Source organism: Kitasatospora sp. NPDC004240 (genome assembly GCF_053603215.1).
Genome location: NZ_JBSGFD010000072.1, coordinates 12418 through 34583, shown reverse-complemented (window position 1 = coordinate 34583; position 22166 = coordinate 12418). Strand labels below are relative to the sequence as shown.

Annotated in this window: 19 protein-coding genes; 4 read left to right on the top strand and 15 right to left on the bottom strand. The window is 73.9% G+C overall.

The genetic code is table 11. The features are described from left to right. Nucleotides 1–139 precede the first annotated feature (139 nt). The 4 genes from ACWEQL_RS20845 to ACWEQL_RS20830 all read right to left on the bottom strand — a co-directional run bounded on the left by ACWEQL_RS20845 (nt 140) and on the right by ACWEQL_RS20830 (nt 5092). Complete coding sequence (locus ACWEQL_RS20845) at nt 140–859, bottom strand: amino acid ABC transporter ATP-binding protein (protein ID WP_452151767.1); 720 nt, start codon at nt 857–859, stop codon at nt 140–142. 56 nt (nt 860–915) lie between these two features. Then, entirely contained in the window at nt 916–1161 is a 246-nt protein-coding gene (locus ACWEQL_RS20840) for a lipopolysaccharide assembly protein LapA domain-containing protein (protein WP_452151758.1), read from the bottom strand. 180 nt (nt 1162–1341) lie between these two features. After that, the gene (locus ACWEQL_RS20835) at nt 1342–3114 is read right to left on the bottom strand and encodes an ABC transporter ATP-binding protein (RefSeq protein ID WP_452151757.1); all 1773 of its coding nucleotides are present in this window, start codon (nt 3112–3114) and stop codon (nt 1342–1344) included. Nucleotides 3115–3319: 205 nt separating this feature from the next. Continuing rightward, a complete protein-coding gene (locus tag ACWEQL_RS20830) occupies nt 3320–5092 on the bottom strand; it encodes an ABC transporter transmembrane domain-containing protein (RefSeq protein WP_452151756.1) in 1773 nt (590 codons plus the stop codon). A 334-nt stretch (nt 5093–5426) separates the two neighbouring features. Between ACWEQL_RS20830 and ACWEQL_RS20825 the strand changes: the two genes are divergently transcribed. After that, nucleotides 5427–6290 carry an aldo/keto reductase gene (locus tag ACWEQL_RS20825; RefSeq protein WP_452151755.1) on the top strand — a complete coding sequence of 288 codons (864 nt, stop codon included), beginning with the start codon at nt 5427–5429 and terminating at the stop codon, nt 6288–6290. 170 nt (nt 6291–6460) lie between these two features. Here the strand turns inward: ACWEQL_RS20825 and ACWEQL_RS20820 are convergent, their stop codons facing one another. Next, nucleotides 6461–7327 carry a MarR family winged helix-turn-helix transcriptional regulator gene (locus ACWEQL_RS20820; RefSeq protein ID WP_452151754.1) on the bottom strand — a complete coding sequence of 289 codons (867 nt, stop codon included), beginning with the start codon at nt 7325–7327 and terminating at the stop codon, nt 6461–6463. Nucleotides 7328–7715: 388 nt separating this feature from the next. On the opposite strand from ACWEQL_RS20820, the gene fabG reads away from it, so the two are divergent. Then, nucleotides 7716–8483: a 3-oxoacyl-ACP reductase FabG gene (fabG, locus tag ACWEQL_RS20815; RefSeq protein ID WP_452151753.1), complete on the top strand. Its 768-nt coding sequence runs from the start codon at nt 7716–7718 to the stop codon at nt 8481–8483. A 455-nt stretch (nt 8484–8938) separates the two neighbouring features. Continuing rightward, entirely contained in the window at nt 8939–9667 is a 729-nt protein-coding gene (locus tag ACWEQL_RS20810; RefSeq protein ID WP_452151752.1) for a phosphatase PAP2 family protein, read from the top strand. On the opposite strand, the gene ACWEQL_RS20805 is transcribed toward ACWEQL_RS20810, so the two are convergent. Further along, on the bottom strand, nt 9618–9833 hold the full coding sequence (locus tag ACWEQL_RS20805) for an I78 family peptidase inhibitor (RefSeq protein ID WP_452151751.1): 216 nt from the start codon (nt 9831–9833) through the stop codon (nt 9618–9620). The two genes, ACWEQL_RS20810 and ACWEQL_RS20805, sit on opposite strands and share 50 nt — an antisense overlap. Nucleotides 9834–9919: 86 nt before the next feature. On the opposite strand from ACWEQL_RS20805, the gene ACWEQL_RS20800 reads away from it, so the two are divergent. Further along, entirely contained in the window at nt 9920–10192 is a 273-nt protein-coding gene (locus ACWEQL_RS20800) for a DUF6343 family protein (protein WP_452151750.1), read from the top strand. Between the two features lie 61 nt (nt 10193–10253). Here ACWEQL_RS20800 and ACWEQL_RS20795 read toward each other — a convergent pair whose 3' ends face one another. The 9 genes from ACWEQL_RS20795 to hpnC form a co-directional block, all read right to left on the bottom strand. After that, nucleotides 10254–11660, bottom strand: a complete 1407-nt coding sequence (locus ACWEQL_RS20795) for an aspartate aminotransferase family protein (protein WP_452151749.1) — start codon at nt 11658–11660, stop codon at nt 10254–10256. Further along, nucleotides 11650–13560, bottom strand: a complete 1911-nt coding sequence (dxs, locus tag ACWEQL_RS20790; protein WP_452151748.1) for a 1-deoxy-D-xylulose-5-phosphate synthase — start codon at nt 13558–13560, stop codon at nt 11650–11652. The genes ACWEQL_RS20795 and dxs overlap by 11 nt, the downstream gene beginning before the upstream one ends. A gap of 108 nt (nt 13561–13668) precedes the next feature. Continuing rightward, nucleotides 13669–14694, bottom strand: a complete 1026-nt coding sequence (gene hpnH / locus ACWEQL_RS20785; protein WP_452151747.1) for an adenosyl-hopene transferase HpnH — start codon at nt 14692–14694, stop codon at nt 13669–13671. A gap of 2 nt (nt 14695–14696) precedes the next feature. Beyond that, nucleotides 14697–15386: a 5'-methylthioadenosine/S-adenosylhomocysteine nucleosidase family protein gene (locus ACWEQL_RS20780; RefSeq protein WP_452151746.1), complete on the bottom strand. Its 690-nt coding sequence runs from the start codon at nt 15384–15386 to the stop codon at nt 14697–14699. After that, nucleotides 15383–17422, bottom strand: coding sequence for a squalene--hopene cyclase (gene shc / locus ACWEQL_RS20775; RefSeq protein WP_452151745.1), 2040 nt, complete (start codon nt 17420–17422; stop codon nt 15383–15385). The genes ACWEQL_RS20780 and shc overlap by 4 nt, the downstream gene beginning before the upstream one ends. A 7-nt stretch (nt 17423–17429) precedes the next feature. Next, nucleotides 17430–18518, bottom strand: a complete 1089-nt coding sequence (locus tag ACWEQL_RS20770) for a polyprenyl synthetase family protein (RefSeq protein WP_452151744.1) — start codon at nt 18516–18518, stop codon at nt 17430–17432. A gap of 122 nt (nt 18519–18640) precedes the next feature. Then, nucleotides 18641–20074, bottom strand: coding sequence for a hydroxysqualene dehydroxylase HpnE (gene hpnE / locus ACWEQL_RS20765; RefSeq protein ID WP_452151743.1), 1434 nt, complete (start codon nt 20072–20074; stop codon nt 18641–18643). A 115-nt stretch (nt 20075–20189) separates the two neighbouring features. After that, on the bottom strand, nt 20190–21047 hold the full coding sequence (gene hpnD, locus ACWEQL_RS20760) for a presqualene diphosphate synthase HpnD (protein WP_452151766.1): 858 nt from the start codon (nt 21045–21047) through the stop codon (nt 20190–20192). 41 nt (nt 21048–21088) lie between these two features. Beyond that, entirely contained in the window at nt 21089–22009 is a 921-nt protein-coding gene (gene hpnC / locus ACWEQL_RS20755) for a squalene synthase HpnC (RefSeq protein WP_452151742.1), read from the bottom strand. Between the last annotated feature and the right edge of the window lie 157 nt (nt 22010–22166).

Genomic DNA, 22166 nt, shown 5'->3' with positions numbered 1-22166 from the left:
ACCCCGCTCGCACCTATGGTTTCGGACGGAGCATCAGCCCCAGGGGGCGCTGCCGCCACGCTCCGGGCGCGGCCCCGGCGGGCCGGGCGGGCCCGGCAGCCTCGGCGACTCCGGCGGCCCGGCGACGTCGGCGGCCGCCTCAGTGTTTGAGGATCTTGGACAGGAAGTCCCGGGCCCGCTCGCTGCGGGGCGAGGCGAAGAACTCCTCGGGTGTCCGGTCCTCGACGATACGCCCGTCGGCCATGAACACCACCCGGTTCGCCGAGGCCTTGGCGAAGCCCATCTCATGGGTGATCACGACCATGGTCATGCCCTCGTGGGCGAGCTGGCGCATGACGTCCAGCACCTCGTTGATCATCTCGGGGTCGAGCGCCGAGGTCGGCTCGTCGAAGAGCAGCGCCTTGGGCTCCATCGCCAGCGCCCGGGCGATGGCGACCCGCTGCTGCTGCCCGCCGGAGAGCTGCGCCGGGTACTTGTCGGCCTGCGAGGCCAGCCCCACCCGGTCCAGCAGTGCCCGGGACCTGGCGTCGGCGTCGGCCCTGGAGCGGCCGCGCACCTTGACCTGGGCCAGCGAGACGTTCTGCAGCACGGTCTTGTGCGCGAACAGGTTGAAGGACTGGAAGACCATCCCGACCTCGGCCCGCAGCCGGGCCAGCCCGCGCCCCTCCTCGGGCAGCGGCTCGCCGTCGATCAGGATGGTGCCGCTCTCGATCGGCTCCAACCGGTTGATCGCCCGGCAGAGCGTGGACTTGCCCGACCCGGACGGCCCGATGACCACGACCACCTCGCCGCGGCCCACGGTCAGCTCGATGTCCTGGAGGACGTGGAGCTGGCCGAAGTGCTTGTTCACCCCGTGCATCTCGATCAGCGGGGTGAACTCCGGGGCGGCCGCGGCCGGCGGCCCGGGCTCGCCGGTCACCGTTCGCGCCGCCCCTTCAGCAGCCAGCCGAGCACGGCGCCGGCCAGCAGGGTGGCCAGCAGGGCGATCCAGAGCGGCGCCGTGACGGTGAAGACCCAGAACTGGATCTGCACCCTGTCGAGGTTGGCGAACAGGAACCACACCGCGAGGATCACGAGGACGGCGATCCCGATGTACCGGGTGGGGATCCCCGCGATCTCGCTCTTCCGGGAGCCGGACGAGCCGTCTGAAATCTTGGTCACACGCGCAGTCTGCGGGCCCGCCGGAGGATTCGCCCGGCCACGCGCCCGGGACTCCCCCGCACGGGCGACCCCCGCACGTGGCGGTCCCGGGCGCACCGGCCGGCGGGGGTCACCGCACAGCGCGCCGGCCCCCGGGAGCCCCCGCGCGCACGCCTCCCGGGCCCGCCGGCCCGCCCGCCGCTACCGCTCGTCCCGCCAGGAGCGCCAGAGCGCCGCGTACGGGCCGCCGGACGCGACCAGCTCGGAGTGGCTGCCGTACTCGCTGATCCGTCCGCCCTCGACCACGGCGATCACGTCCGCGTCGTGCGCGGTGTGCAGCCGGTGCGCGATGGCGATCACCGTCCGGCCCTCCAGCACCCGGGAGAGCGAGCGCTCCAGGTGCCGGGCGGCCCGGGGGTCGAGCAGCGAGGTGGCCTCGTCCAGCACCAGGGTGTGCGGGTCGGCCAGCACCAGCCGGGCCAGGGCCAGTTGCTGCGCCTGCGGCGGGGTCAGCGCGGTACCACCCGAGCCGACCTCGGTGTCCAGCCCCTCCGGCAGCGCGTCCGCCCACTCGTCGGCGTCCACCGCCGCCAGCGCGGCGCGCAGCTCGGTGTCGTCGGCCCCGGGCGCGGCCAGCCGCAGGTTGTCCCGCAGGGTGCCCACGAAGACGTGGTGCTCCTGGTTGACCAGCGCGACCTGGGAGCGCACCCGCTCGGCGGGCATCCGCGACAGGGCCGCCCCGCCGAGGGTGACGCTGCCCCGGCCCGGCGCGTAGATGCCGGCCAGCAGCCGCCCGAGGGTCGACTTGCCGGCCCCGGAGGGCCCGACCAGCGCCACCCGGCTGCCCGGCGCGACGTCCAGGCTGATGCCGTGCAGCACGTCCGAGCCCTCGCGGTAGCCGAAGCGGACGTCCTGGGCCTCCAGCCGGTGGCCGTCCGGGCGGGCGTCCTCGTCGGCGAGCGCCTCGGGCACCTCGCGCACCCCGACCAGCCGGGCCAGCGAGGCCTGGCCGATCTGGAGCTCGTCGTACCACCGCAGGATCAGGTCCACCGGGCCGGTCAGCATCTGGGCGTAGAGCACGCCGGTGGTCAGCTGGCCGACGGTGATCCAGCCCCGGAGGGTGAACAGCCCGCCCAGCACGAGGGTGCCGAGCACGGCCAGGGCGTACACCCCGTCGATGGTCGGGAACCAGACCGAGCGCAGCCAGAGCGTGTACCGCTCCCAGGCGAGCCACTCGGAGAGCTTGCGGTCGGTCAGCCGGATCCGCTCGTCACCCAGCCGCAGCGCCTCGACCGTCCGCCCGGCGTCCACCGTCTCGGCGAGCACGGTGTTGACCGCGGCGTAGCCGGCCGACTCGTTGCGGTACGACTGCGGGGCGCGCCGGAAGTACCAGCGGGAGCTGGCCAGCAGCAGCGGCAGGCCGATCAGCGAGGTGAGCGCGAGCAGCGGCGAGGTGACCACCAGGGCGCCCAGCACCAGCAGCAGCGACACCACGGCGACCGCCAGCTCGGGCACCGCCTCGCGCACCGACTTGTCCAGGCGGTCGATGTCGGTGGTGCCCCGGGAGACCAGGTCGCCGGTGCCGGCGCGCTCCAGCACCCCGGGCGGCAGCGCCACCGAGCGGACCAGGAAGTCCTCCCGGAGGTCGGCCAGCACCCGCTCGCCGAGGACGCTGCCGCGCAGCCGCGACCACCAGGTGAAGGCGGACTGCACCACCAGCGCCAGCAGGTACCAGGCGACGGCCGTGCCGATGGCGGAACCGGCGGTGTCGGTGGCCAGGTCCTCGACCAGGGTGCCGAGCACCCACGGCCCGACCAGCCCGGCCACGGTGGCCACCGAGTGCAGGGCCACCACCGAGGAGAACGCGCCCCGGTGCCGGCGGGCGAGCAGTCCCAGGTACGCGCGCACGGCGGCCGGGGAGCCCACCGGCAGGGTGGTCGCCGGCCCCTGCTCCTGATGGACGGGGGGCTTCATCGGGTCCTCCTCGGTGTTCCCGGTGTTCCGGGTCGGTGATCCGTCCGGCCCGGTCCTGCCCCGGGGCGGTGTTCCGGCGGGATCGATCCCGCGCCGGGCAGGGGCGCCGACGGGATCGTGCCCGCGCCGGGCCGGTGTTCCGGCTGTTCCGACGGGATCGCGCCCGCCCCGGGGCGGCGTGCCCCGGCCGTACGGTGTCCGCCGATCACACGCCCTCCCCCACCGGTGCGGGCTCCTCGTCCCGGGTGACCACGGCGCGGTAGCCGGGCTCGCCGTCCATCAGCTCGCGGTGGCTCCCCGAGGCGGCCACCCGGCCGTCGCTCACCAGCACCACCCGGTCGGCCCGGTCCAGCAGCAGCGGACTGGTGGCCAGCACCACCGTCGTGCGGCCCTCGCGGCTGCGGCGCAGCCCGGAGGCGATCCGGGACTCGGTGTGCGCGTCGACGGCGCTGGTCGGCTCGTCCAGCACCAGCACCGGCGGGTCGGCGAACAGCGAGCGGGCCAGCGCCAGCCGCTGGCGCTGGCCACCGGAGAGCGAGCGGCCGCGCTCGGTGATCCTGGCCCGCATGGCGTCCCCCTCGCAGTCCGGCGAGCCGTCCACCAGGGCCTCCAGCACGTCCTCGGCGCGGGCCGCGGCCAGCGCGTCGGCGGCCGTCACCCGTCCGGAGGCCGGCACGTCGAGCAGCGCGGCCAGGGTGCCGGAGAGCAGCACCGGCTCCTTGTCGTGCACCAGCACCGCGGCCCGCGCCTCGGCCAGCGGCACGGAGTCCAGCTCGGTGCCGCCGAGCCGCACCGAGGGCCGCGGCCGCTCGCCCTCGGCCAGCGGGACGTGCCCGCCGAGCCGCTCGGCGAGCAGGCCGGCGAAGTCCGGGTCGCCGCAGACCACCGCGGTCAGCTCGCCGGCCCGGGCGGTCAGCCCGGTCACCGGGTCGTGCAGGTCGGCCCGCTCGGGCCGGGTCAGCTCCGCCGCGGCGACCGAGGTGGTCCGGGTCAGCGACAGCACCCGGACGGTGCGCGCCGCGGAGACCCGGGCGACGCTCCAGGCGTGCGCGGCCTCGCCGAGGATGCGCAGCGGCGCGGCCAGGAAGGCCGTGGCGCCGTACACGGCGACCAGGGTGCCGACGCCGATCCGCCCGGTGGCGGCCAGGTGCGCGCCGTACCAGGTGACCCCTACCACGAAGAGGCCCGGCAGCAGCACCTGCTGCGCCTGCATCAGGGACCACAGCCGGGCCGAGCGGACGGCGGCGGCGCGGACCTTCTGGGAGGCGACCCGGTAGCGCTCCAGGAAGAGCTCCTCGCCGCCGATGCCGCGCAGCACCCGCAGCCCGGCCACCGTGTCGGCGGCCAGCTCGGTGGCCTTGCCGCCGAGCTGGCGCTGCTCGGAGTAGCGCCGCTCGAAGGGGCCGAGCAGCGGCCACACGGAGGCCGCCAGCACCGGCACGCCGAGCAGCACGGTCAGGCCCAGGAAGGGCTCGGTGAGCAGCACCGCGGCGCTGACCGCCAGCCAGACCAGCACGGCCGCGCGCACCCGGGCGACCAGCTCGACGTACCAGCCGATCTTCTCGACGTCGCCGCTGCTGACGGCGACGATCTCGCCGGTGGCGATCCGGCTGGAGAGCCCGGCGCCGAGCCGGGAGGCCTGCCGGGCGACCAGCTGGCGGACGTGGGTGGCGGCGTGGATCCAGTTCCACACCGCCTGGCGGTGCAGGAGGACGGCACCGAGGGCGGTGAGCGCGGCCAGCGCGAGCGCGGCGCCGCCGGCCCGCAGGACGCCGTCCCCGTCACCGTCGGCGGCGGCCTGGACGCCGAGGCCGATCGGCACCGGCAGGGCCGCCTGGGAGCCCATGTGCAGCAGCGCCCAGCAGGTGGAGAGCACCTGACCGCGCCGCTGGGCGCGTTGCAGCCAGCGCAGGAGGGCGAGCGGGGAGGAGAGGTCGGGGCTGCCGGGATCGGCCAACGGCAGGGCTTTGAGCGGCATGACGCTCCGTTGCGGATGGTACGGGCGGAAGGTGCGTGGGCCCGGCTCGCGGGCACGGCACGACGCCCGGCTCGCGGCGGCGGCCGGGGCGACGGAGGGACGGGACGGAAACGGCCGGCGTGGTCACGGCGGGTGCGGTCAGGACGTCATGGCGTCGAGACTGCCAACGGAGTGTGATCTGCGCAACAGGTTTTCCGGTCGCCGCCGCCCCGCCTGCGGCTGCGCCCCTCCGCTCCCGCGCCCCGCAAGTTTTCTTGTCCGAACGGGAACAAAGACCCGGCCCTGCGGGTTGGCCATTCGGAACCACCGGACGACCTGAAGGGCACCCCTTCTCGTGAGCAACATCCCCAACGTCACCCTGAACAACGGCCTGCGGATCCCGCAGCTCGGCTTCGGTGTGTGGCAGGTCCCGGACGCCGAGGCCACCGCCGCCGTGCGCGCGGCCATCGAGGCGGGGTACCGCTCGATCGACACCGCCGCGATCTATGAGAACGAGGTCGGCACCGGTGCCGCTGTCACCGGGGCGATCGCCGCCGGCGTGCCGCGCGAGGACCTCTACATCACCACCAAGCTGTGGAACTCGGGCCGCGCCGACTGGTCCGGCGAGCAGGGCCGCGACGCGGTCCGCCGTGAGTTCGACGCCTCGCTGGAGAAGCTCGGCCTCGACTACGTCGACCTCTACCTGATCCACTGGCCGCGGCCGGCGCACGGCAGCTACCTCAACGTCTGGAAGGCCTTCGAGGAGCTGCTCGCCGACGGCCGGGTGAAGTCCGTCGGCGTGTCGAACTTCGGCACCGAGCAGCTGCGCCGGGTGCTGGACGAGTCCTCGGTCGTGCCCGTGCTCAACCAGGTCGAGCTGCACCCGTACTTCCCGCAGGAGGAGCTGCGCGCCTTCCACGCCGAGCACGGCATCGCCACCGAGGCGTGGAGCCCGCTGGGCCAGGGCAAGACCCTGCTGGCCGAGCCGGCGCTGGCGCGGATCGCCGAGAAGCACGGCCGTACGGTCGCCCAGGTGGTGCTCCGCTGGCACCTGCAGAGCGGCGTCATCGCGATCCCGAAGTCGGTCACCCCGGCCCGGATCAAGGAGAACCTGGACGTCGCCGGCTTCGAGCTGGACGCGGAGGACCTCGCCGCGATCGCCGGCATCGCCACCGGTGAGCGGATCGGCCCGGACCCGCAGGAGTTCGACTGGAACTGATCTCCGGTCAAACCCGAGGAGGCCGCCGTCCCGCGTGGGACGGCGGCCTCCGAGGGACGCCTTCGTCCACCCGGACCTCCGCGACGGCGGACGCTCGGATGGTGACCGTGCCATGGCGTGACCCTGGCGCAGCCATGGCGAATCGTTTTGGCTGGACTCCGGGCGGAAGCCTAGAGACGAGCCGCCTTGGCGATCAGCGCGAGTGCCGCCTCGTGCTCGACCTCCTCCAGCGGGGACAGCAGCAGCCGCTGGACCTCGGCCACGCCGGCGGCCGAGCGGTGGAGCAGGTCCTGGCCCGCCGGTGAGAGCGAGAGCAGGTTGCGCCGCCCGTCCGAGGGGTCGCGCCGGCGCTGCACCAGACCGCGGCGCACCAGCCGGCTGACCATCTCGGCCATCGTGGCCTTGTCGAGCGAGGCCAGCTCGCCCACCGTGCGCTGGTCGGCGCCCGGCTCCAGCTCCAGCGCGTCGAGCACCGCGTACTGCGGAGCCGTCAGCTCGGCACCCACGTGCTCCGACCAGAGCTTGGTGTGCACCTGCTGGCTGACCCTGATCAGGTAGCCGATCGCCCGCTGGGCGTCCAGCATCGGCCGCGCGTCGGTGAGGACGGCGACCGCGGCGGGCTCCAGCCTGGCTATCTTGGCCATGACCCGCACGATCTCCAGCTGCTCCTCGGCCGTCAGCGGCTCGAAGAGCGTGCGCTGCACTCGGACCACTCCGCCGGTGGCCTCGCGCACCGCCTGTGCGCCGCTCTGCGAGAGAGCGAGCAGTTTGCGCCGGCCGTCGGCCGGGTCGCGGCGCCGAAGCACCAGGCCGCGCCGGACCAGCCGGGCGACCATCTCGGCCATCGTGGCCTTGTCGAGCGAAGCGCGCTCGCCCACCGTGCGCTGGTCGGCGCCCGGCTCGAGGGCGAGTACCAGCAGCACGGCGAACTGCGGAGCCGTGAGGTCGGCTCCGACATGCTCGGACCACAGCCGGGTGTGAACCTGCTGCGCAACGCGAATGAGGTGACCGGGCGACTGCTGCAGTCGCGCGGACACGCGGGTCGTCGGGATCTCCCCCAGCACCATGTATCCGTCCCGATGTCACACCCGGTGTGTGTGGGACACCCGGGTGGGGCAGTAACGGCGAGTGGGCGTCCCGCTGTGAGGGAGGGCGCTCCAGCCGTGCAGCCGGTGGCTGCTGGCGCACACTATACAAACGGCGGGCCCGTGCTGGCAGGCAGGGGCAGATAGTAGACGCAGGTTCGGCAAAGTTGGCATATTTACACGCCCTGCCGACCCGCCGGTAACCCGTTCGCAGCAGAAAGCCGACCGGTCGGTCCTTACCCTCGGTCACCTGCGGCTCTGTCCTCTGGCCGATGAACCTACCCATGAGTAGGGTGTGGCCACCCAGCGGTCCACCCCACCGAGAGAGACGAGAGCGAGCATGACCGAGCAGAACAGCGCCCCCCGGGTCGCGGTCGTCACCGGCGCCGCACGTGGTATCGGCGCCGCCACCGCCGAGCGGCTGGCCGCCGACGGCTTCGCGGTCGCCGTGGTCGACCTGGAGGAGGCGGCCGGCAAGGACACCGTCGACCGGATCACCGCCGCGGGCGGCCGGGCCCTGGCCGTCGGCGCCGACGTGTCCGACGCCGACCAGGTGCAGGCCGCGGTCGACCGGATCGCCGCCGAGCTCGGCGCGCCGGTCGTCCTGGTGAACAACGCGGGCGTCCTGCGCGACAACCTGCTCTTCAAGATGTCCGAGTCCGACTGGGACACGGTCATGAACGTTCACCTCCGCGGCGCCTTCCTGATGACCCGCGCGGTGCAGAAGCACATGGTGGACGCCGGCTTCGGCCGCGTCGTCAACCTGTCCTCCTCCTCCGCCCAGGGCAACCGCGGCCAGGCGAACTACTCCGCCGCCAAGGCCGGACTGCAGGGCTTCACCAAGACGCTCGCCATCGAGCTGGGCAAGTTCGGAATCACCGCCAACGCGGTCGCCCCCGGATTCATCGCCACCGACATGACGGCCGCCACCACCACCCGGGTCGGCATGGAGTTCGACGACTTCAAGCAGGCCGCCGCCTCGCAGATCCCGGTGCAGCGCGTCGGCGTCCCCGAGGACATCGCCCACACCATCTCGTTCCTGGTGAGCGAGGGCGCCGGATTCGTCTCCGGCCAGGTCATCTACGTGGCCGGCGGCCCGCTGGACTGAGCATGCCAACCTACGCAGGGTGACCGGGGTGGACGGCCGGGGCACGGCCGCCCACCCCCCGCACATTTCCGGTACCACCGGAATTCCATTCGACAATCGCCCCGCCATTCGATCGGGAAATGGCCGGGTGACCACCCGGAACGCTTCGCCATAACCCGGAACAAACCCTTCCGCGTAGAATTCGCAATACCTCCCGGAATGGTGCGGCCCGGGTCGGTAGGGTCACCACCGTGCAAGCGCCGAGTGGATCACCGCAAGACCTGAACTCACCGCAGGACCTGAACTCACCGCAGGACCCGACCTCACCGTACGACCCGAGGTCGGCGCAGGACCCGACGTCACCGCAGGGCCCGGACACGCCTCCGGCCGGCGTCCCGTCCCCGCGCCCGGACACCCACAGCACGCGCCCACGCCCGCGCCCCCGCCCCGGCCCCGGCGACCCCGGCTGGCCCCCCATGAGCCGACGGCAGGCCGCGCTGCTGGCCCTCACCTGCTTCGGCTACCTGCTGGTCGTCGCCGGCGTGTTGCTCGACTCCGTGCTGGTGGACCTCGACTGGTGGGTGCGCCTGCGCCGCCCGTACGAGCGGTGGCCCAGCCTGGAGCCGTTCCTGGACAACTGGGTGGTCGCCGGGCAGCGCGGGCCCAGCGCGATCGCCGCCTGCGCCTGGCTGGCCTGGCGCGCCCACCGGCTGGGCCGGCTGCGGCCACTGCTGGTGATGGGCGCGGCGCTGCTGCTGCTCAACATCACGGTGGGCACGGTCAAGATCGTCACCGGCCGGCTCGGGCCGCACTACGCCCACTACGTCGGCTCCCCCGAGCTGTTCTCCGGCGGCACCATCTTCCCGTCCGGGCACACCGCCAACGCCGTGGTGACCTGGGGCGTGCTGGCCTACCTGGCGGTCCGCTGGCGGCGCACCGGCGCTGTGCTGGCCGGCGCCACCGCCTGCTCGATCGGGCTCACCACGGTCTACCTGGGCACCCACTGGGTCACCGACGTGCTGGCCGGCTGGGCCGCCGGGCTGCTGGTGCTGCTCTCGCTGCCGCTGCTGGAGCCCCTGGTCGCCGCCGCCGAACAGCGGATCGCCGAACGCCGGGCGGCCCGCGCCCGCGCCCGGCGGCCCGCCGGTGCCCGGGTCACCCCTCCCAGCTGCGCTCCACCACCCCGTCCCGGACGGCCAGGTTGAGCCGCCCCTCCCGGTGGTCCATGGTCATCATCGCCCCGGGCGGCAGCACCCGCACCGAGGCCCAGCCGTGTGAGCGGGCCGTCTCCTCGGCCCGCTCCACCGGCAGCCCCGCGTAGTCCTCCGCGTCGTGCCCCTCGTGCGCGGCGTCCGCGTCCTGGTGCGCCATCGGCCCTCCCCTGCCGGCCCGGACGTACGGTGGTCCGGACGTACGCTGGAATCGTAGGCCGAGAGGTCCCGTGGAGGTGACCGAGGATGCGCGCCACGACGCCCAGGCGCTGGCGGAGCGGCACCGAACCGGCCACCGCCCGCAGCGATCTCAAGCTGCGCTACCTGCTGTCGCTGACCTTCACCCCGCTGTTCGCCATCGCCACGGCGGTCTTCGCCGTCTGGGCGGCGCGGGCCCCCGACGACGGCGCGCCCAGCAGCGGGACGCTCACCGGGTTCGCGGTCGCCTGCGGACTGCTGACGCTGTTCGCCGTGGTCGACCTGATCGTGGTGATCCGCCGGCGGCAGACCGAGCTCTGACCCCCGTACGGGTGCCCGGGCGGCCGGGGAGGGGAGGCCCGCCCCTCCCCTCCCCCGAGGCTCACCGGCTGCCGACCGCCTGCTTCACCAGCGTCCGCCCGAAGTCCCACATCAGTCCGCTGCCACGGTGGGCGTCGTCCATCACATCGGTGAAGGCCTCCATGAAGCGGTCGACGTCCCGCTCGGTGATGATCAGCGGCGGGATCAGTTTGATCACTTCCAGGTGGTCCCCGGACACCTGGGTGAGGATCCGGTGCCGCTGGAGCAGCGGGACCACCACCATCTGGGCGAACAGCCCCTTGCGGGCCGCCTGCAGCGCCGTCCACCCGGTGCGCAGCTTGAGGGACTTGGGCCGGCCGAACTCGATGCCGATCATCAGACCGCTGCCGCGGACCTCCGCCAGCAGCTCGTACTTGTCGACCAGCGCGGTCAGCCGCTCCTTGAAGTGGTCGCCGACCCGGCGGGCGTTCTCCACCACCCGCTCGTCCCGCATCACCTGGAGGGTGGCCAGGCCGGCCGCCATCGCCTGGGCATTGGAGCCGAAGCTGGCCGAGTGGACCAGGACGCGGTCCATCGAGGAGTAGACCTTCTCGAAGATCCAGCCCTTGCCGATGGTCGCGCCGATCGGCACGTAGCCGCCGGAGAGCGCCTTGGCCGCGCAGACCAGGTCGGGCAGCAGGCCCTCCTCGTACTGGTAGGCGAAGAACTCGCCGGTGCGGCCGATGCCGGTCTGCACCTCGTCGCAGATCAGCAGCGCCTTGTGGTCGTGCAGCAGGTCCTGGGCGGCGCGCAGCCAGCCGGGCGGGGCGGCCTGCACGCCCTTGCCCTGGATCGGCTCGACGATCAGCGCCGCGACGTCGCCCTTCTTGAGCTCCTTGGCCAGTGCGCCGAGGTCGCCGAGCGGGATCGCGGTGTCCGGCAGCAGCGGGTCGAAGCCCTTGCGAAACCCGGCCTCGCCGTTGACCGACAGCGAACCGGTGGTCAGCCCGTGGAAGGCGTGGTCGGCGTAGAGCACCCGCCCCCGGCCGGTGGCGTAGCGGGCGAACTTCAGCGCGGTCTCCACCGCCTCGGTCCCGCTGTTGCCGAAGAAGACCCGGTCGAGGCCGGGCGTGTACGAGAGCAGCCGCTCGGCGAGCAGTCCGGGCAGGGTGGGGCAGTCGAAGCGGACCAGGTCGGGCAGGTCGAGGTCCATCACCTGCTGGACGGCCGAGCGCACCACCGGGTGGTGGCGGCCGAGCGCGAAGATGCCGAAGCCGGCCAGCATGTCCAGGTACTGGTGGCCCTCGGCGTCGTAGAAGTAGGGACCCTCGGCGCGCTCGTAGTACTTGTCGAACCCGATGGTGCGCAGCATCCGGGGCAGCTGCGGATTGAGGTGGCGGCTGTGCAACTCGTAGCGTTCGGCGCCGCGTTCGGCGAGCAGCGCGGCGAGGTCGAATCGGGCTTCGGTGCTGTCGGGGTCAGCCGGCATGGCGCTGGTCCGCTCCTCTGGTCGGTAGCAGGTGCTTGGCGAAGGCCGCGGTCTGGGCGGCGACCCCGGTGCCGGTGAGCCCGGTCTCCTCCAGGATCTCGCCGCGGGAGGCGTGGGCGAGGAACTCCTGCGGGATGCCGAGCACCCGCAGCGGGGTGTCCACCCCGGCGTCGCGCAGGGCCTGGGCGATCGCCGCGCCGACGCCGCCGGTGCGGCCGTTGTCCTCGACGGTGACGACCAGGCGGTGCTCGGCGGCCAGCCGGGGCAGCGAGGCGTCGACCGGCTTCACCCAGCGGGGGTCGACGACGGTGGTGGTGAAGCCCTCGGCGAGCAGCAGCGCGGCGGCGTCCAGGCAGGCCGGCGCGGTGGTGCCGACGGCGACCAGCAGGATCTCCGGCACCGGTCCGCTGCGCAGCAGCACGTCGGTGCCGCCGATCCGGTCGACGGCGGGGACGGCGGGACCGATGTCGGCCTTGGGGAAGCGGATGACGGTCGGTGCGTCGGCGACCTCGACGGCCTCGCGCAGCCGGGCGCGCAGCTGGTCGGCGTCGCGCGGGGCGGCCAGCCGCAGGCCGGGGACGACCTGGAGGATCGACATGTCCCACATGCCGTGGTGGGAGGCGCCGTCCGGCCCGGTCACCCCGGCGCGGTCGAGGACGAAGGTGACGCCCAGCCGGTGCAGGGCGACGTCCATCAGCACCTGGTCGAAGGCGCGGTTGAGGAAGGTCGCGTACACGGCGACGACGGGGTGCAGTCCGCCGGTGGCGAGGCCCGCGGCGCTGGTGACGGCGTGCTGCTCGGCGATGCCGACGTCGAAGATCCGCCCGGGGTACGCCTTGGCGAACTTGGCGAGGCCGACCGGCTGGAGCATGGCGGCGGTGATGGCGACCACGTCGGGCCGGTCGGCGCCGATCGCGAGCATCTCCTCGCCGAACACCGAGGTCCAGGAGGTGCCGCCGCTGGGCGAGATGGGCAGGCAGGTGTACGGGTCGATCGGGCCGACGGCGTGGAAGCGGTCGGCCTCGTCCTGCTCGGCGGGCCGGTAGCCGCGGCCCTTGACGGTGAGGCAGTGCACGATGACCGGGCCGCCGAAGTTGCGGGCCTGGCGCAGGGCCTGTTCGACGGCGGCGATGTCGTGGCCGTCGATCGGGCCGAGGTACTTGAGGCCGAGGTCCTCGAACATGCCCTGCGGGGCGAAGGCGTCCTTGAAGCCCTTCTTGGCACCGTGCAGCGCGTCGAAGATCGGCTGGCCGACGACGGGGGTGCGTTGGAGGGCGCCCTTGCCCCAGGAGAGGAAGCGTTCGTAGCCGCGGGTGGTGCGCAGGGTGGCGAGGTGGTGGGCGAGGCCGCCGACGGTCTTCGCGTAGGAGCGTTCGTTGTCGTTGACGACGATGACCAGCGGCCGGTCCTCGGCGTCGGCGATGTTGTTGAGCGCCTCCCAGGCGAGGCCTCCGGTGAGCGCGCCGTCGCCGATGACCGCGACGGTCCGCCGGTCGTGCTGGCCGAGCAGCTGGGCGGCCTTGGCGAGCCCGTCGGCGTACGACAGGGCGGTGGAGGCGTGCGAGTTCTCCACCAGGTCGTGCTCGGACTCGGCGCGGGACGGGTAGCCGGAAAGCCCGCCGCGGGCCCGTAGCCGGCTGAAGTCCTGCCGTCCGGTGAGGAGCTTGTGGACGTAGCTCTGGTGGCCGGTGTCCCAGACGATCCGGTCGTACGGGGAGTCGAAGACCCGGTGCAGGGCGATGGTGAGCTCCACCACGCCGAGGTTGGGGCCCAGGTGGCCGCCGGTGCGGGTGACGGCGCCGATCAGGAACTCGCGGATCTCTCCGGCGAGTGGCGCGAGGTCGGCGGCCGGGAGTTTGCGCAGGTCGGCCGGGGTCTTCACGCGGGAGAGCAGTGACATGTGTTCACCTCACGACTCGGAGCGGTGGTGCCCCCCTCGGACGGGTCCCCCTCCGGGAGGTCCGGCACGGGCGCGTGGTCCGTGCCGGACCTCGGGTGCGGGCGCCGGTCAGCGGCCCTTCTTGGCGCCCATGGTCTCGGTGAGGGCGCGCAGCGACTCCTTGAGCGAGCCCATGGTGGCGAGCACGGCCGTGGGCTCGTAGCCGCAGTGCGCCATGCAGTTGGCGCAGCGCGGGTCCCTGCCGCGGCCGTACTTGCTCCAGTCGGTCTTCTCGATGAGCTCGCGGTAGGTCGCCACGTAGCCGTCGGCCATCAGGTAGCAGGGGCGCTGCCAGCCGAGCAGCGAGTAGTTGGGGATGCCCCAGGGGGTGCACTCGAAGTCGGCCTTGCCCTCCAGGAAGTCCAGGAAGAGCGGGCTGTGGTTGAGCCGCCAGCGGCTCCGGTTGCCGCCGGCGAAGGACTTGCGGAAGAGCTCGCGGGTCTGGTCGACGCCGAGGAAGTGCTCCTGGTCGGGGGCCTTCTCGTAGGCGTAGGCCGGGGAGATCATCATCTCGTCGACCTTGAGCTCGTCGTTGAGGTAGTCCAGCACCTCGATGACGGTCGCCGGGGTGTCGGTGTTGAAGAAGGTGCTGTTGGTGGTGACCCGGAAGCCGCGCCGCTTGGCCTCCTTGATCGCCTCCACCGCCTCGTCGAAGGTGCCCTCCTTGGCCACCGACTCGTCGTGCCGCTCGCGCATGCCGTCGATGTGCACGGCGAAGGTGAAGTACGGCGAGGGCCGGAACTTGTCGATCTTCTTGCGCAGCAGCAGCGCGTTGGTGCAGAGGAAGACGTACTTGCGGCGCTCCACCAGCTGCCGGACGATCTCGTCGATCTGCGGGTGCATCAGCGGCTCGCCGCCGGCGATCGAGACCATCGGCGCGCCCGACTCCAGGACCGCGCCGACCGCCTGGGCGACCGGCATGCGCTGCTTGAGGATGCCCGCCGGGTGCTGGATCTTCCCGCAGCCCTCGCAGGCGAGGTTGCAGGCGAACAGGGGCTCCAGTTCGACGATGATGGGGAATTTCGTCCGCCGCCGGAGCTTCTGCTGCATGAGGTAGGTGCCGACCCGCACGGTCTGGCGCAACGGCATGGCCATGGCTAGCTCGCCTCCTGGGGGAGCGTCGAGGATGTGGGGTGGTGGAAGGTTCCGGCCGTCGGGCCGGGAGGTCCGGAGAGTGCCCCGTGCCAGGCGACCAGGGCGGGGACGGTGGCCCGCAGGGTCCGCCAGGCCCGCAGGCCGGCGGGCAGCGTGCCGGGCCGGATCAGCTCGCGCTCGGGGGTGTCGACGACCACCCGCAGGACGGCCGACGGCAGTGCCGGGCGCAGTTCGCGCAGGGCGGCCAGCACGGCGGCGGCCTCCATGTCGACGGCGAGCGCGCCCTGCAGGTGCAGGGCCCGCCGTTCGAGCCCGCGCACCACGTGGTCGGCGGTGTGGTGCACGCCGGTGTGGGCGCGCAGCCCGCGGGCGCGCAGGGCCAGGGTGAGCGCCGGTCCGGAGTGGACCGGGAAGAGGTTGCCCTCGGCGTCGCGCACCCCGTCGGCGACGATGACGTCGCCCGGGCTCATCCCGGGCGCCACGGCGGCCCCGAAGCCGGCCACCACGACGGCGCCGTAGCCGCCGGGGGCGGCGGTCAGCAGCTGTCGTACGGTGCGCGCGGCCCGCGGCCGGCCCATGCCGGTGCGGACCAGGGCCGGCGGGCCGCCGGCCGCGCCGCGCCAGTCGCCGCCGCGCAGGGCCCACACCTCGGGGCCCAGGGCGCAGAGCACCAGCAGCGGGGCAGGGTTCATCGGGCCGCCCCGATCGCCGGGCCGCCGACGGCGCCGCGGCCGGTGCCGGGGGCGCCGTGCAGGTAGCGGCCGAGGGCGGTGATGGGGAAGACCAGGCGGTAGAGGTGGTAGTTGATGGAGAAGTCCCAGGGGAACCCGGTGCCGGTGAACTGTGGTTCGTCCCAGGTGCCCTCGGGCAGCTGGGTGCGGACCAGCCAGTCGACGCCGCGCTCCACGGCCGGGTTGGCCCGGCCGTCGGGGCCCTCGCCGGCCGCGAGCAGCGCCATCAGCGCCCACGCGGTCTGCGAGGCGGTGGACTCGCCGCGCCCGGCCCACTGCTCGGGGTCCTCGTAGGAGCGCATGTCCTCGCCCCAGCCGCCGTCCGGGTTCTGGCGGTCCTCCAGCCAGTGCACGGCGCGGCGGATCGCGGGGTGCTCGGCGGGCACGCCGGTCGCGACCAGGGCGGGGAGCACCGAGCCGGTGCCGTAGATGTAGTTGGTGCCCCAGCGACCGAACCAGGAGCCGTCCGCCTCCTGGTTGCGCAGCAGCCACTCCACGCCCCGGCGGGTGCGCGGGTCGCGGGCCTTGCCGACCTCGGCCAGCATCTCCACGACGTGGGCGGTGACGTCGGCCGACGGCGGGTCGACCACCTCGCCGAAGTCGCAGAACGGCAGCTTGTTGGGCAGGGTGCTGGTGTTGTCGACGTCGAAGGCGCCCCAGGCGCCGTTCTTGGACTGCATGCCGAGGTTCCACTCGACGCCCCGGGCGACCGCGCCGGCCACCTTGGCCGGGTCCGGGTGGGCGACCCGGCGCAGCGCGAGCACCACCTCGGCGGTGTCGTCGATGTCGGGGTAGGTGTCGTTCTCGAACTCGAACGCCCAGCCGCCGGGGGCGAGTCCGGGGCGCCGGACGGACCAGTCGCCGTGCCGGGTGATCTCCTCGGCGAGCATCCAGTCGACGGCGGAGACCAGGGCCGGGTGGTCGGCCGGCACTCCGGCGTCGACCAGCGCGACGGTGGCCAGGCAGGTGTCCCAGACCGGGGACTGACAGGCCTCCATCCAGCGCCGGCCGTCCTCGGTGTGCACGGTGAAGCCGTCGAAGGAGGCCAGGCCCGCCCGCATCACCGGGTGGTCCAGCTCGTAGCCCTCCAGGTACAGGGCGATCAGCGAGTAGACGGCGGGCGGCTGGATGCCGCCCCAGCAGCCGTCGGCCTCCTGGCGTTCGACGATCCACCGGCAGGCCTGGGCGACGGCCAGCCGGCGCAGCGGGCGCAGCGCGCGGCGGTGGTAGGCGTGCAGCACCTTGTCGAGCCGTTCGAACAGCCCGTCCCAGGTGGTGGCCGGGGCGAGCGGGCGCACGGGGTAGGGGTCCGCGGGGTCGGTGTGCAGCTCGGTGAGGGGGAACGGCGCCCGGTGCACCGGGCGGTGGGCCGAGACGATGGTCAGCGGCACGATGGTCTGCCGGGCCCAGCAGCCGAAGGCGTAGATGTTCAGCGGGAGCCACTTGGGCAGGAAGATGATCTCGGGCGGCATCTCCGGCAGCCGCTCCCAGGGCCACCAGCCGAAGAGGGCCAGCCAGATCCGGGTGAACACCCGGGCCGCCGCGATGCCGCCCGCCGCCCGGACGTAGGAGGCGGCGGCCAGCATGTGCGGGTCGCCCGGCTCGTCACCGGCGAGCCGGAGCGCGACGTACGCCTCGACGGTGGTCGACAGCTCGGGCGGACCGCCGTGGAAGGTCGACCAGGTGCCGTCCTCCCGTTGCTGGGAGCGGATCCACTCGGCGGTGGCCTTGGTCAGCTCGGCCGTCCGGATGCCGAGGAACTCCCGCAGTAAGAGGTCCTCGGCGTCCATGGTGACGTTGGTCTCCAGGTCGCCCTTCCACCACCCCTCGGAGCTCTGCAGGGAGAGCAGGTGGGTGCTGGCGCGGGCCAGCGCCGCCTCGGCGGAGCGGGGTTGCGCCGTGTGCTGTCCGTCTCCGGTGTGGGTCGGGCGGTCGCCCACCGCGACCGGCTCGGGATCGTACTCAGGGTCGAGCCGGCCGTTCGCGGTTGCTGTCAACGTAACGTCACCTCTCTCGTACCACCACGAATTCGGCGAGTGCGACGAAGTGCTCGCGCACCGCGTCGGGCATGGGGACCTCGTCCAGGGCGGCGAGGGCAGTGCTGTGCTGGCGGCGGGCCTCCTCACGGGTCCAGTCGCGGCCGCCGGCCTCCTCGATCAGCGCGGCGCGGGCGGCGAGTTCGGGCTCGCTCTCCTCGCCGCGGCCCTTCGGGTCGGCCAGCTGCTCCGCGAGCCGGCGGGAGGCGCTGCCGCCCTCGGCGAGCGCGGCGGCGACCGGCAGGGACTTCTTGCGCTGGCGCAGGTCGCCCCAGTGCGGCTTGCCGGTGACCTCGGTGGCGCCCCAGATGCCGAGCAGGTCGTCGACGGCCTGGAAGGCCAGGCCGAGGTGGTGGCCGTAGCGCTGGAGGGCGTCGGAGGTCCGGTCGTCGGCGCCGGCCAGCACCGCGCCGATCGCGGAGGCCGCGGCGAGCAGGGCGCCGGTCTTGCCGCCCTCCATCACCAGGCACTCGTTGACGGTCACGGTGTCGCGCTGTTCGAAGGCGACGTCCATCGCCTGGCCGTCGATGAGCTTGCGGGTGGCGGTGGTGATCAGGCGGACGGCACGCGCGGCGTCGGCGGCGCTCGCCCCGCCGGTCACCCCGGCGTCGAGCAGCACCTCCGTACCGAGCGTCGCCAGCGCGTCGCCCACCAGGATCGCCTGGGCCGGACCGAAGACCGTCCAGGCGGTGGCCCGGTGCCGTCGGGTCTCGTCACCGTCCATCAGATCATCATGGAGCAGGGAGAAGTTGTGCACCAGTTCAACGGAGACGCCGCCGGGAACGCCCACCTCGGGCGGCGCGCCGGCGGCCTGGGCCGACAGCAGGGCCAGCGCCGGGCGGACGGCCTTGCCGCCGTCCCCCCTGGTCGGGGTGCCGTCCCGGTCGATCCAGCCGAAGTGGTAGGCCGCGACGGTGTCCATCGGTGCCGCCAGACGGGCGACGGCCGCGCGCAGCGGCGGGGTGCAGAGCGTACGGGCGCGGGCGAGCAGCTCCGGCACCGAGACCGGTTCGGCGTGCGCCGTTCCTCCGACGGCAGTGCCGGTGCGTGACTCCACGTGCGTTCCCTCTCCCTGGTGGTGCCGGGCCGTGCCGGACGGCCGGGCGGTTGCGATGTCGGTGCGGCCCGCGGGGCGGCCGGGTCTGCGGCCGGGGGCTCTGGCGGGGTCGGCGGGGGCGGTCACCGTGGCCACCGTCCGTCACCCCGGTCCACCGGCCGGCGCAGGCCGCCCGCGGCGAGGGCGGCGTCGGCGGCGGCGTGGCCGCTGCGCACGGCGCCCTCCATGGTCGCGGGCCAGCCGGTGGCCGTCCACGCGCCGGCCAGCAGCAGGCCCGGCACCCGGGTGCGGGGCCCTGGGCGCAGCGCCGCCGTGCCCGGGGCCGGGTCGAAGGTGGCGGTGCGCTCGCGGGTGACGAAGAAGTCCAGCACCTCGGCGCCGGCGGCGGCCGGGAGCAGCCGGGCGAGCTCGGGCAGGTAGCGGCGGCGCAGCTCGGCCACCGGCAGGTCGATCTCGTCCTGGACGGCCGACTGGGAGAGCGCCAGGTACTGCGCGCCGGGGTGGGCCGCGCCGAGCGCGGTACCGGCCAGGCCGGAGTGCGCGGTGCGGTCGAAGACCCACTGGACGGGCGAGCCGAGGGCGGCGAAGAACGGGCGGCGCAGCACCGTGCGGTCGTAGATCACGTGGACGTTGAGGATCGGCGCGGTGCCCAGGTCGGCGGGCCGGTGCGGACCGTCGAGCGCGTCGGACGGCAGCAGGGCCGCCGCGGTGTCCTGGGCGCCGGCCAGCACCACGGTGTCGGCGGCCAGCAGCTCGCCGCCCTCCAGCAGCACGGCGTGCTGCGGCGTGGCCGGCTTGAGCCCGGCGGCGCGGGCCCGCAGCAGCACCCGCACCCCGGCCCGCTCCAGCTCGGCGAGGGCCGCGTCGTGATGGATCCGGCCGAGCGGCACGCCGGCGACGCCGATGTCGGAAGCGCCCGGGTCGGAGAGCAGCCCGGTCTTGAACACCATGGCGGCCAGCGCCAGCGAGACCTGGTCGGCGCGGGCGTTCAGGGTGGCGACGCCGACGAGGTCCCACAGGGCGGCGATGGTGCGCGCGTTCTGGCCGTTGCGGCGCAGCCAGTCGCCGAAGGAGAGGGCGTCCAGCGCCGGGTCGGCGAGGTCCAGCCGGTTCAGGGCGAGCGCGCCGCGCACCACCCGGGCCCGGTCGGCCGGGCCGAGGTGCGGGTACCCGGCGAGGCTGCGGGCCAGGTGCAGCGGGACGGGCAGGGCGTCGCGGCGCAGCCGTCCGAGGGTCCGTACGGGCGCCGCCGGCGGGCCGGCCACGTCGAGGACGGGGACGTCCAGGCGCTCCTGGAGGTCGGCCGGGCGGTCCGCGCCGAGCCGCTCCAGCAGCCCCCGGTAGGCGGTGCAGCAGCGCAGGTACACGTGCTGGCCGTTGTCGACGGTCAGCTCGCCGCGCCGGAAGGAGAAGGCCAGGCCGCCCAGCCGGGGGCGGCCCTCGACCAGGGTGACCCGGTGGTCGGCCTCGGCCAGGCGCAGGGCGGCGGTGATGCCGGCCAGACCTCCGCCGACCACGACGGCGGCCGGGCGCGCGGCGTCGGCTCGCCCGGTCATCGGTCCTCCCCCTCGTGTTCGGTGTGCCGCACGGTGTTGGTCGACGTCGAGGTCAGCACGGCTCCGGCCATGAGTGATTCCCCGCTGACACAGCGTGACAGAAGTGCGGTGAGAATCAAGAACGCCCCCCGGCGAGCCCGGAAAGCGCCACGTACGCCTTCTCCCAGCCCGGCAGGGAGACCCGGCCGCGCAGTACCGACCCTGGGTCGGCGGCGATCCGGCCGAGCAGCCGGTGGTAGATGCCCGCCATCGCGGCGGTGCAGGCGCGGCTGCGGCGGTCGAGTAGCGGCAGCAGCCGCAGGCCCTCCTCGAAGGCGGCCTGGGCCCGGGCGGCCTCGAAGGCGACCAGGCCGGTGAAGTCGGCGCCGGCCGGGGGCCTGGACAGCGCGAAGCCCTGCTCGCAGCCGAACCGCGTCAGGTCCTCGGTGGGCAGGTAGGTGCGCCCGTTCAGGGCGTCCTCGCGCAGGTCGCGCAGGATGTTGGTGAGCTGGAGCGCCAGGCCGAGGGTGTCCGCGTACCGCGCGCCGAGCTCCGGGTCCTGGCAGCCGTACACGCCGAGCGAGAGCCGGCCGATGGCGCCGGCCACGCAGCGGCAGTAGACCTTGAGCTCCTCGTACGTCTGGTACTCGGCGCCCTTGAGGTCCATCTCGACGCCGTCGATCAGCTCGTCGAAGCCGCCGAGCGGGATCGGGAAGCGCCGGGCCGCGTCCGCCAGTGCGACCTTGATCGGGTCGGTGTCGTCCTCGGCGACCGAGCCGGCCCGGATCTCGTCCAGCAGATCGCGGGTGCGCAGCAGTGCCTCGGCCTTGCGGTCGTCCGGCAGGTCGCCGTCCCCGATGTCGTCGACCCGGCGGGCGAGCGCGTACAGGGCCGACATGGCGAGCCGCTTGGGCTCCGGCAGCAGACGGATGCCGTAGCTGAAGTTGCGGGCCTGGAGGCCGGTCACTGCCTCGCAGTACCGGTACGCCGCCATGACCTGCGCCGAGGCCAGTGGTGATGCCGCCACTCGGGCGTTCACCTTCCCTTCGCGAAGATTGCCGCCGCCTTCGCTGCGAGGCGGCGCTTGTCCGGCTTCGCCTGCTGGGCGAGCACGTCGTACCCGGCGGCCTCGATGGCCGACAGGGCCGCGTAGCCGCCCGCGGTGAATCCCGCCAGGAGCAGTCGAAGCCTCCCCCGAACCGTACCCACCAAAGGTGCGCCCCGGTCGAGCAGGGTGCGGGCACGGCGGACCTCGAAGGCGATCAGCTCGCGGACCGGGCCGTCGGCGCTCGGGGCGGCGAGGTCCTCCTCGGTGACCCCGAACCGGGCGAGGTCCTCGGCGGGCAGGTAGATCCGGCCGCGGGCGAGGTCCTCGGCGACGTCCTGGAGGTGCTCGACCACCTGGAGGGCGCTGCAGATCCGGTCGGAGAGCTCGATCCGGTCGGGGGTGGCCTGCCCGGCGATGGCCAGCACCAGCCGCCCGACCGGGTCGGCGGAGAGCGTGCAGTAGCCGATCAGGTCGTCGTACGTGGCGTAGCGGGCGGTGCCCTGGTCGACCCGGTTGGCCTCGATCAGGCGCCGGAACGGCTCCGGGGTGAGCCCGCACCGGTCGACGGGGCCGACCAGGGCGCGCATCAGCGGGTGGCGGGGGCCCTCGGCGGCGGGGCTCAGGGCCCGCTCGAAGACCCGGTCGAGGTCGCCCTCCAGGGCGTCCAGGAGGGCGAGCCGGAAGGCGGTCTCCTCCGTCGGGGTGCGTTCGGCCGATGGGGTGATGATCAGCTCTTCGGGTACGCCGAGCAGGCGGGCGGCGCCCTCCGGGTCGGCGAGGTCCCCGTCGCCCGCGTCGTCCACCAGGCGGGCGAAACCGTAGACGGCCATCAGGTCGTCGCGCCAGGCGGCGGGCAGGAAGAACGGGGCGACCGGGAAGTTCTCCGCAGCCGCCTTCTCCAGCGTCATCCCCGCCGTGCGGTCCGCGGGCTCTGGATCTGGATGGGCACTGGGCTGGGCCGAAGCCGACACTGCTGTCACTCCCCCGTTCTACACCGCTCTGCTGCACCGCTCCGACTCGGACGCGCGTCCGAATCCGGCCGCCACGTCCGGCACACCGCTCCCC

Coding starts and splice junctions, on each gene's coding strand:
- ACWEQL_RS20845 (WP_452151767.1), bottom strand. CDS start 859: ATGCACGGGGTGAACAAGCACTTCGGCCAGCTCCACGTCCTCCAGGAC.
- ACWEQL_RS20835 (WP_452151757.1), bottom strand. CDS start 3,114: ATGAAGCCCCCCGTCCATCAGGAGCAGGGGCCGGCGACCACCCTGCCG.
- ACWEQL_RS20830 (WP_452151756.1), bottom strand. CDS start 5,092: ATGCCGCTCAAAGCCCTGCCGTTGGCCGATCCCGGCAGCCCCGACCTC.
- fabG (WP_452151753.1), top strand. CDS start 7,716: ATGACCGAGCAGAACAGCGCCCCCCGGGTCGCGGTCGTCACCGGCGCC.
- ACWEQL_RS20810 (WP_452151752.1), top strand. CDS start 8,939: ATGAGCCGACGGCAGGCCGCGCTGCTGGCCCTCACCTGCTTCGGCTAC.
- ACWEQL_RS20805 (WP_452151751.1), bottom strand. CDS start 9,833: ATGGCGCACCAGGACGCGGACGCCGCGCACGAGGGGCACGACGCGGAG.
- ACWEQL_RS20800 (WP_452151750.1), top strand. CDS start 9,920: ATGCGCGCCACGACGCCCAGGCGCTGGCGGAGCGGCACCGAACCGGCC.
- ACWEQL_RS20795 (WP_452151749.1), bottom strand. CDS start 11,660: ATGCCGGCTGACCCCGACAGCACCGAAGCCCGATTCGACCTCGCCGCG.
- dxs (WP_452151748.1), bottom strand. CDS start 13,560: ATGTCACTGCTCTCCCGCGTGAAGACCCCGGCCGACCTGCGCAAACTC.
- hpnH (WP_452151747.1), bottom strand. CDS start 14,694: ATGGCCATGCCGTTGCGCCAGACCGTGCGGGTCGGCACCTACCTCATG.
- ACWEQL_RS20780 (WP_452151746.1), bottom strand. CDS start 15,386: ATGAACCCTGCCCCGCTGCTGGTGCTCTGCGCCCTGGGCCCCGAGGTG.
- hpnE (WP_452151743.1), bottom strand. CDS start 20,074: ATGACCGGGCGAGCCGACGCCGCGCGCCCGGCCGCCGTCGTGGTCGGC.
- hpnD (WP_452151766.1), bottom strand. CDS start 21,047: ATGGCGGCGTACCGGTACTGCGAGGCAGTGACCGGCCTCCAGGCCCGC.
- hpnC (WP_452151742.1), bottom strand. CDS start 22,009: ATGACGCTGGAGAAGGCGGCTGCGGAGAACTTCCCGGTCGCCCCGTTC.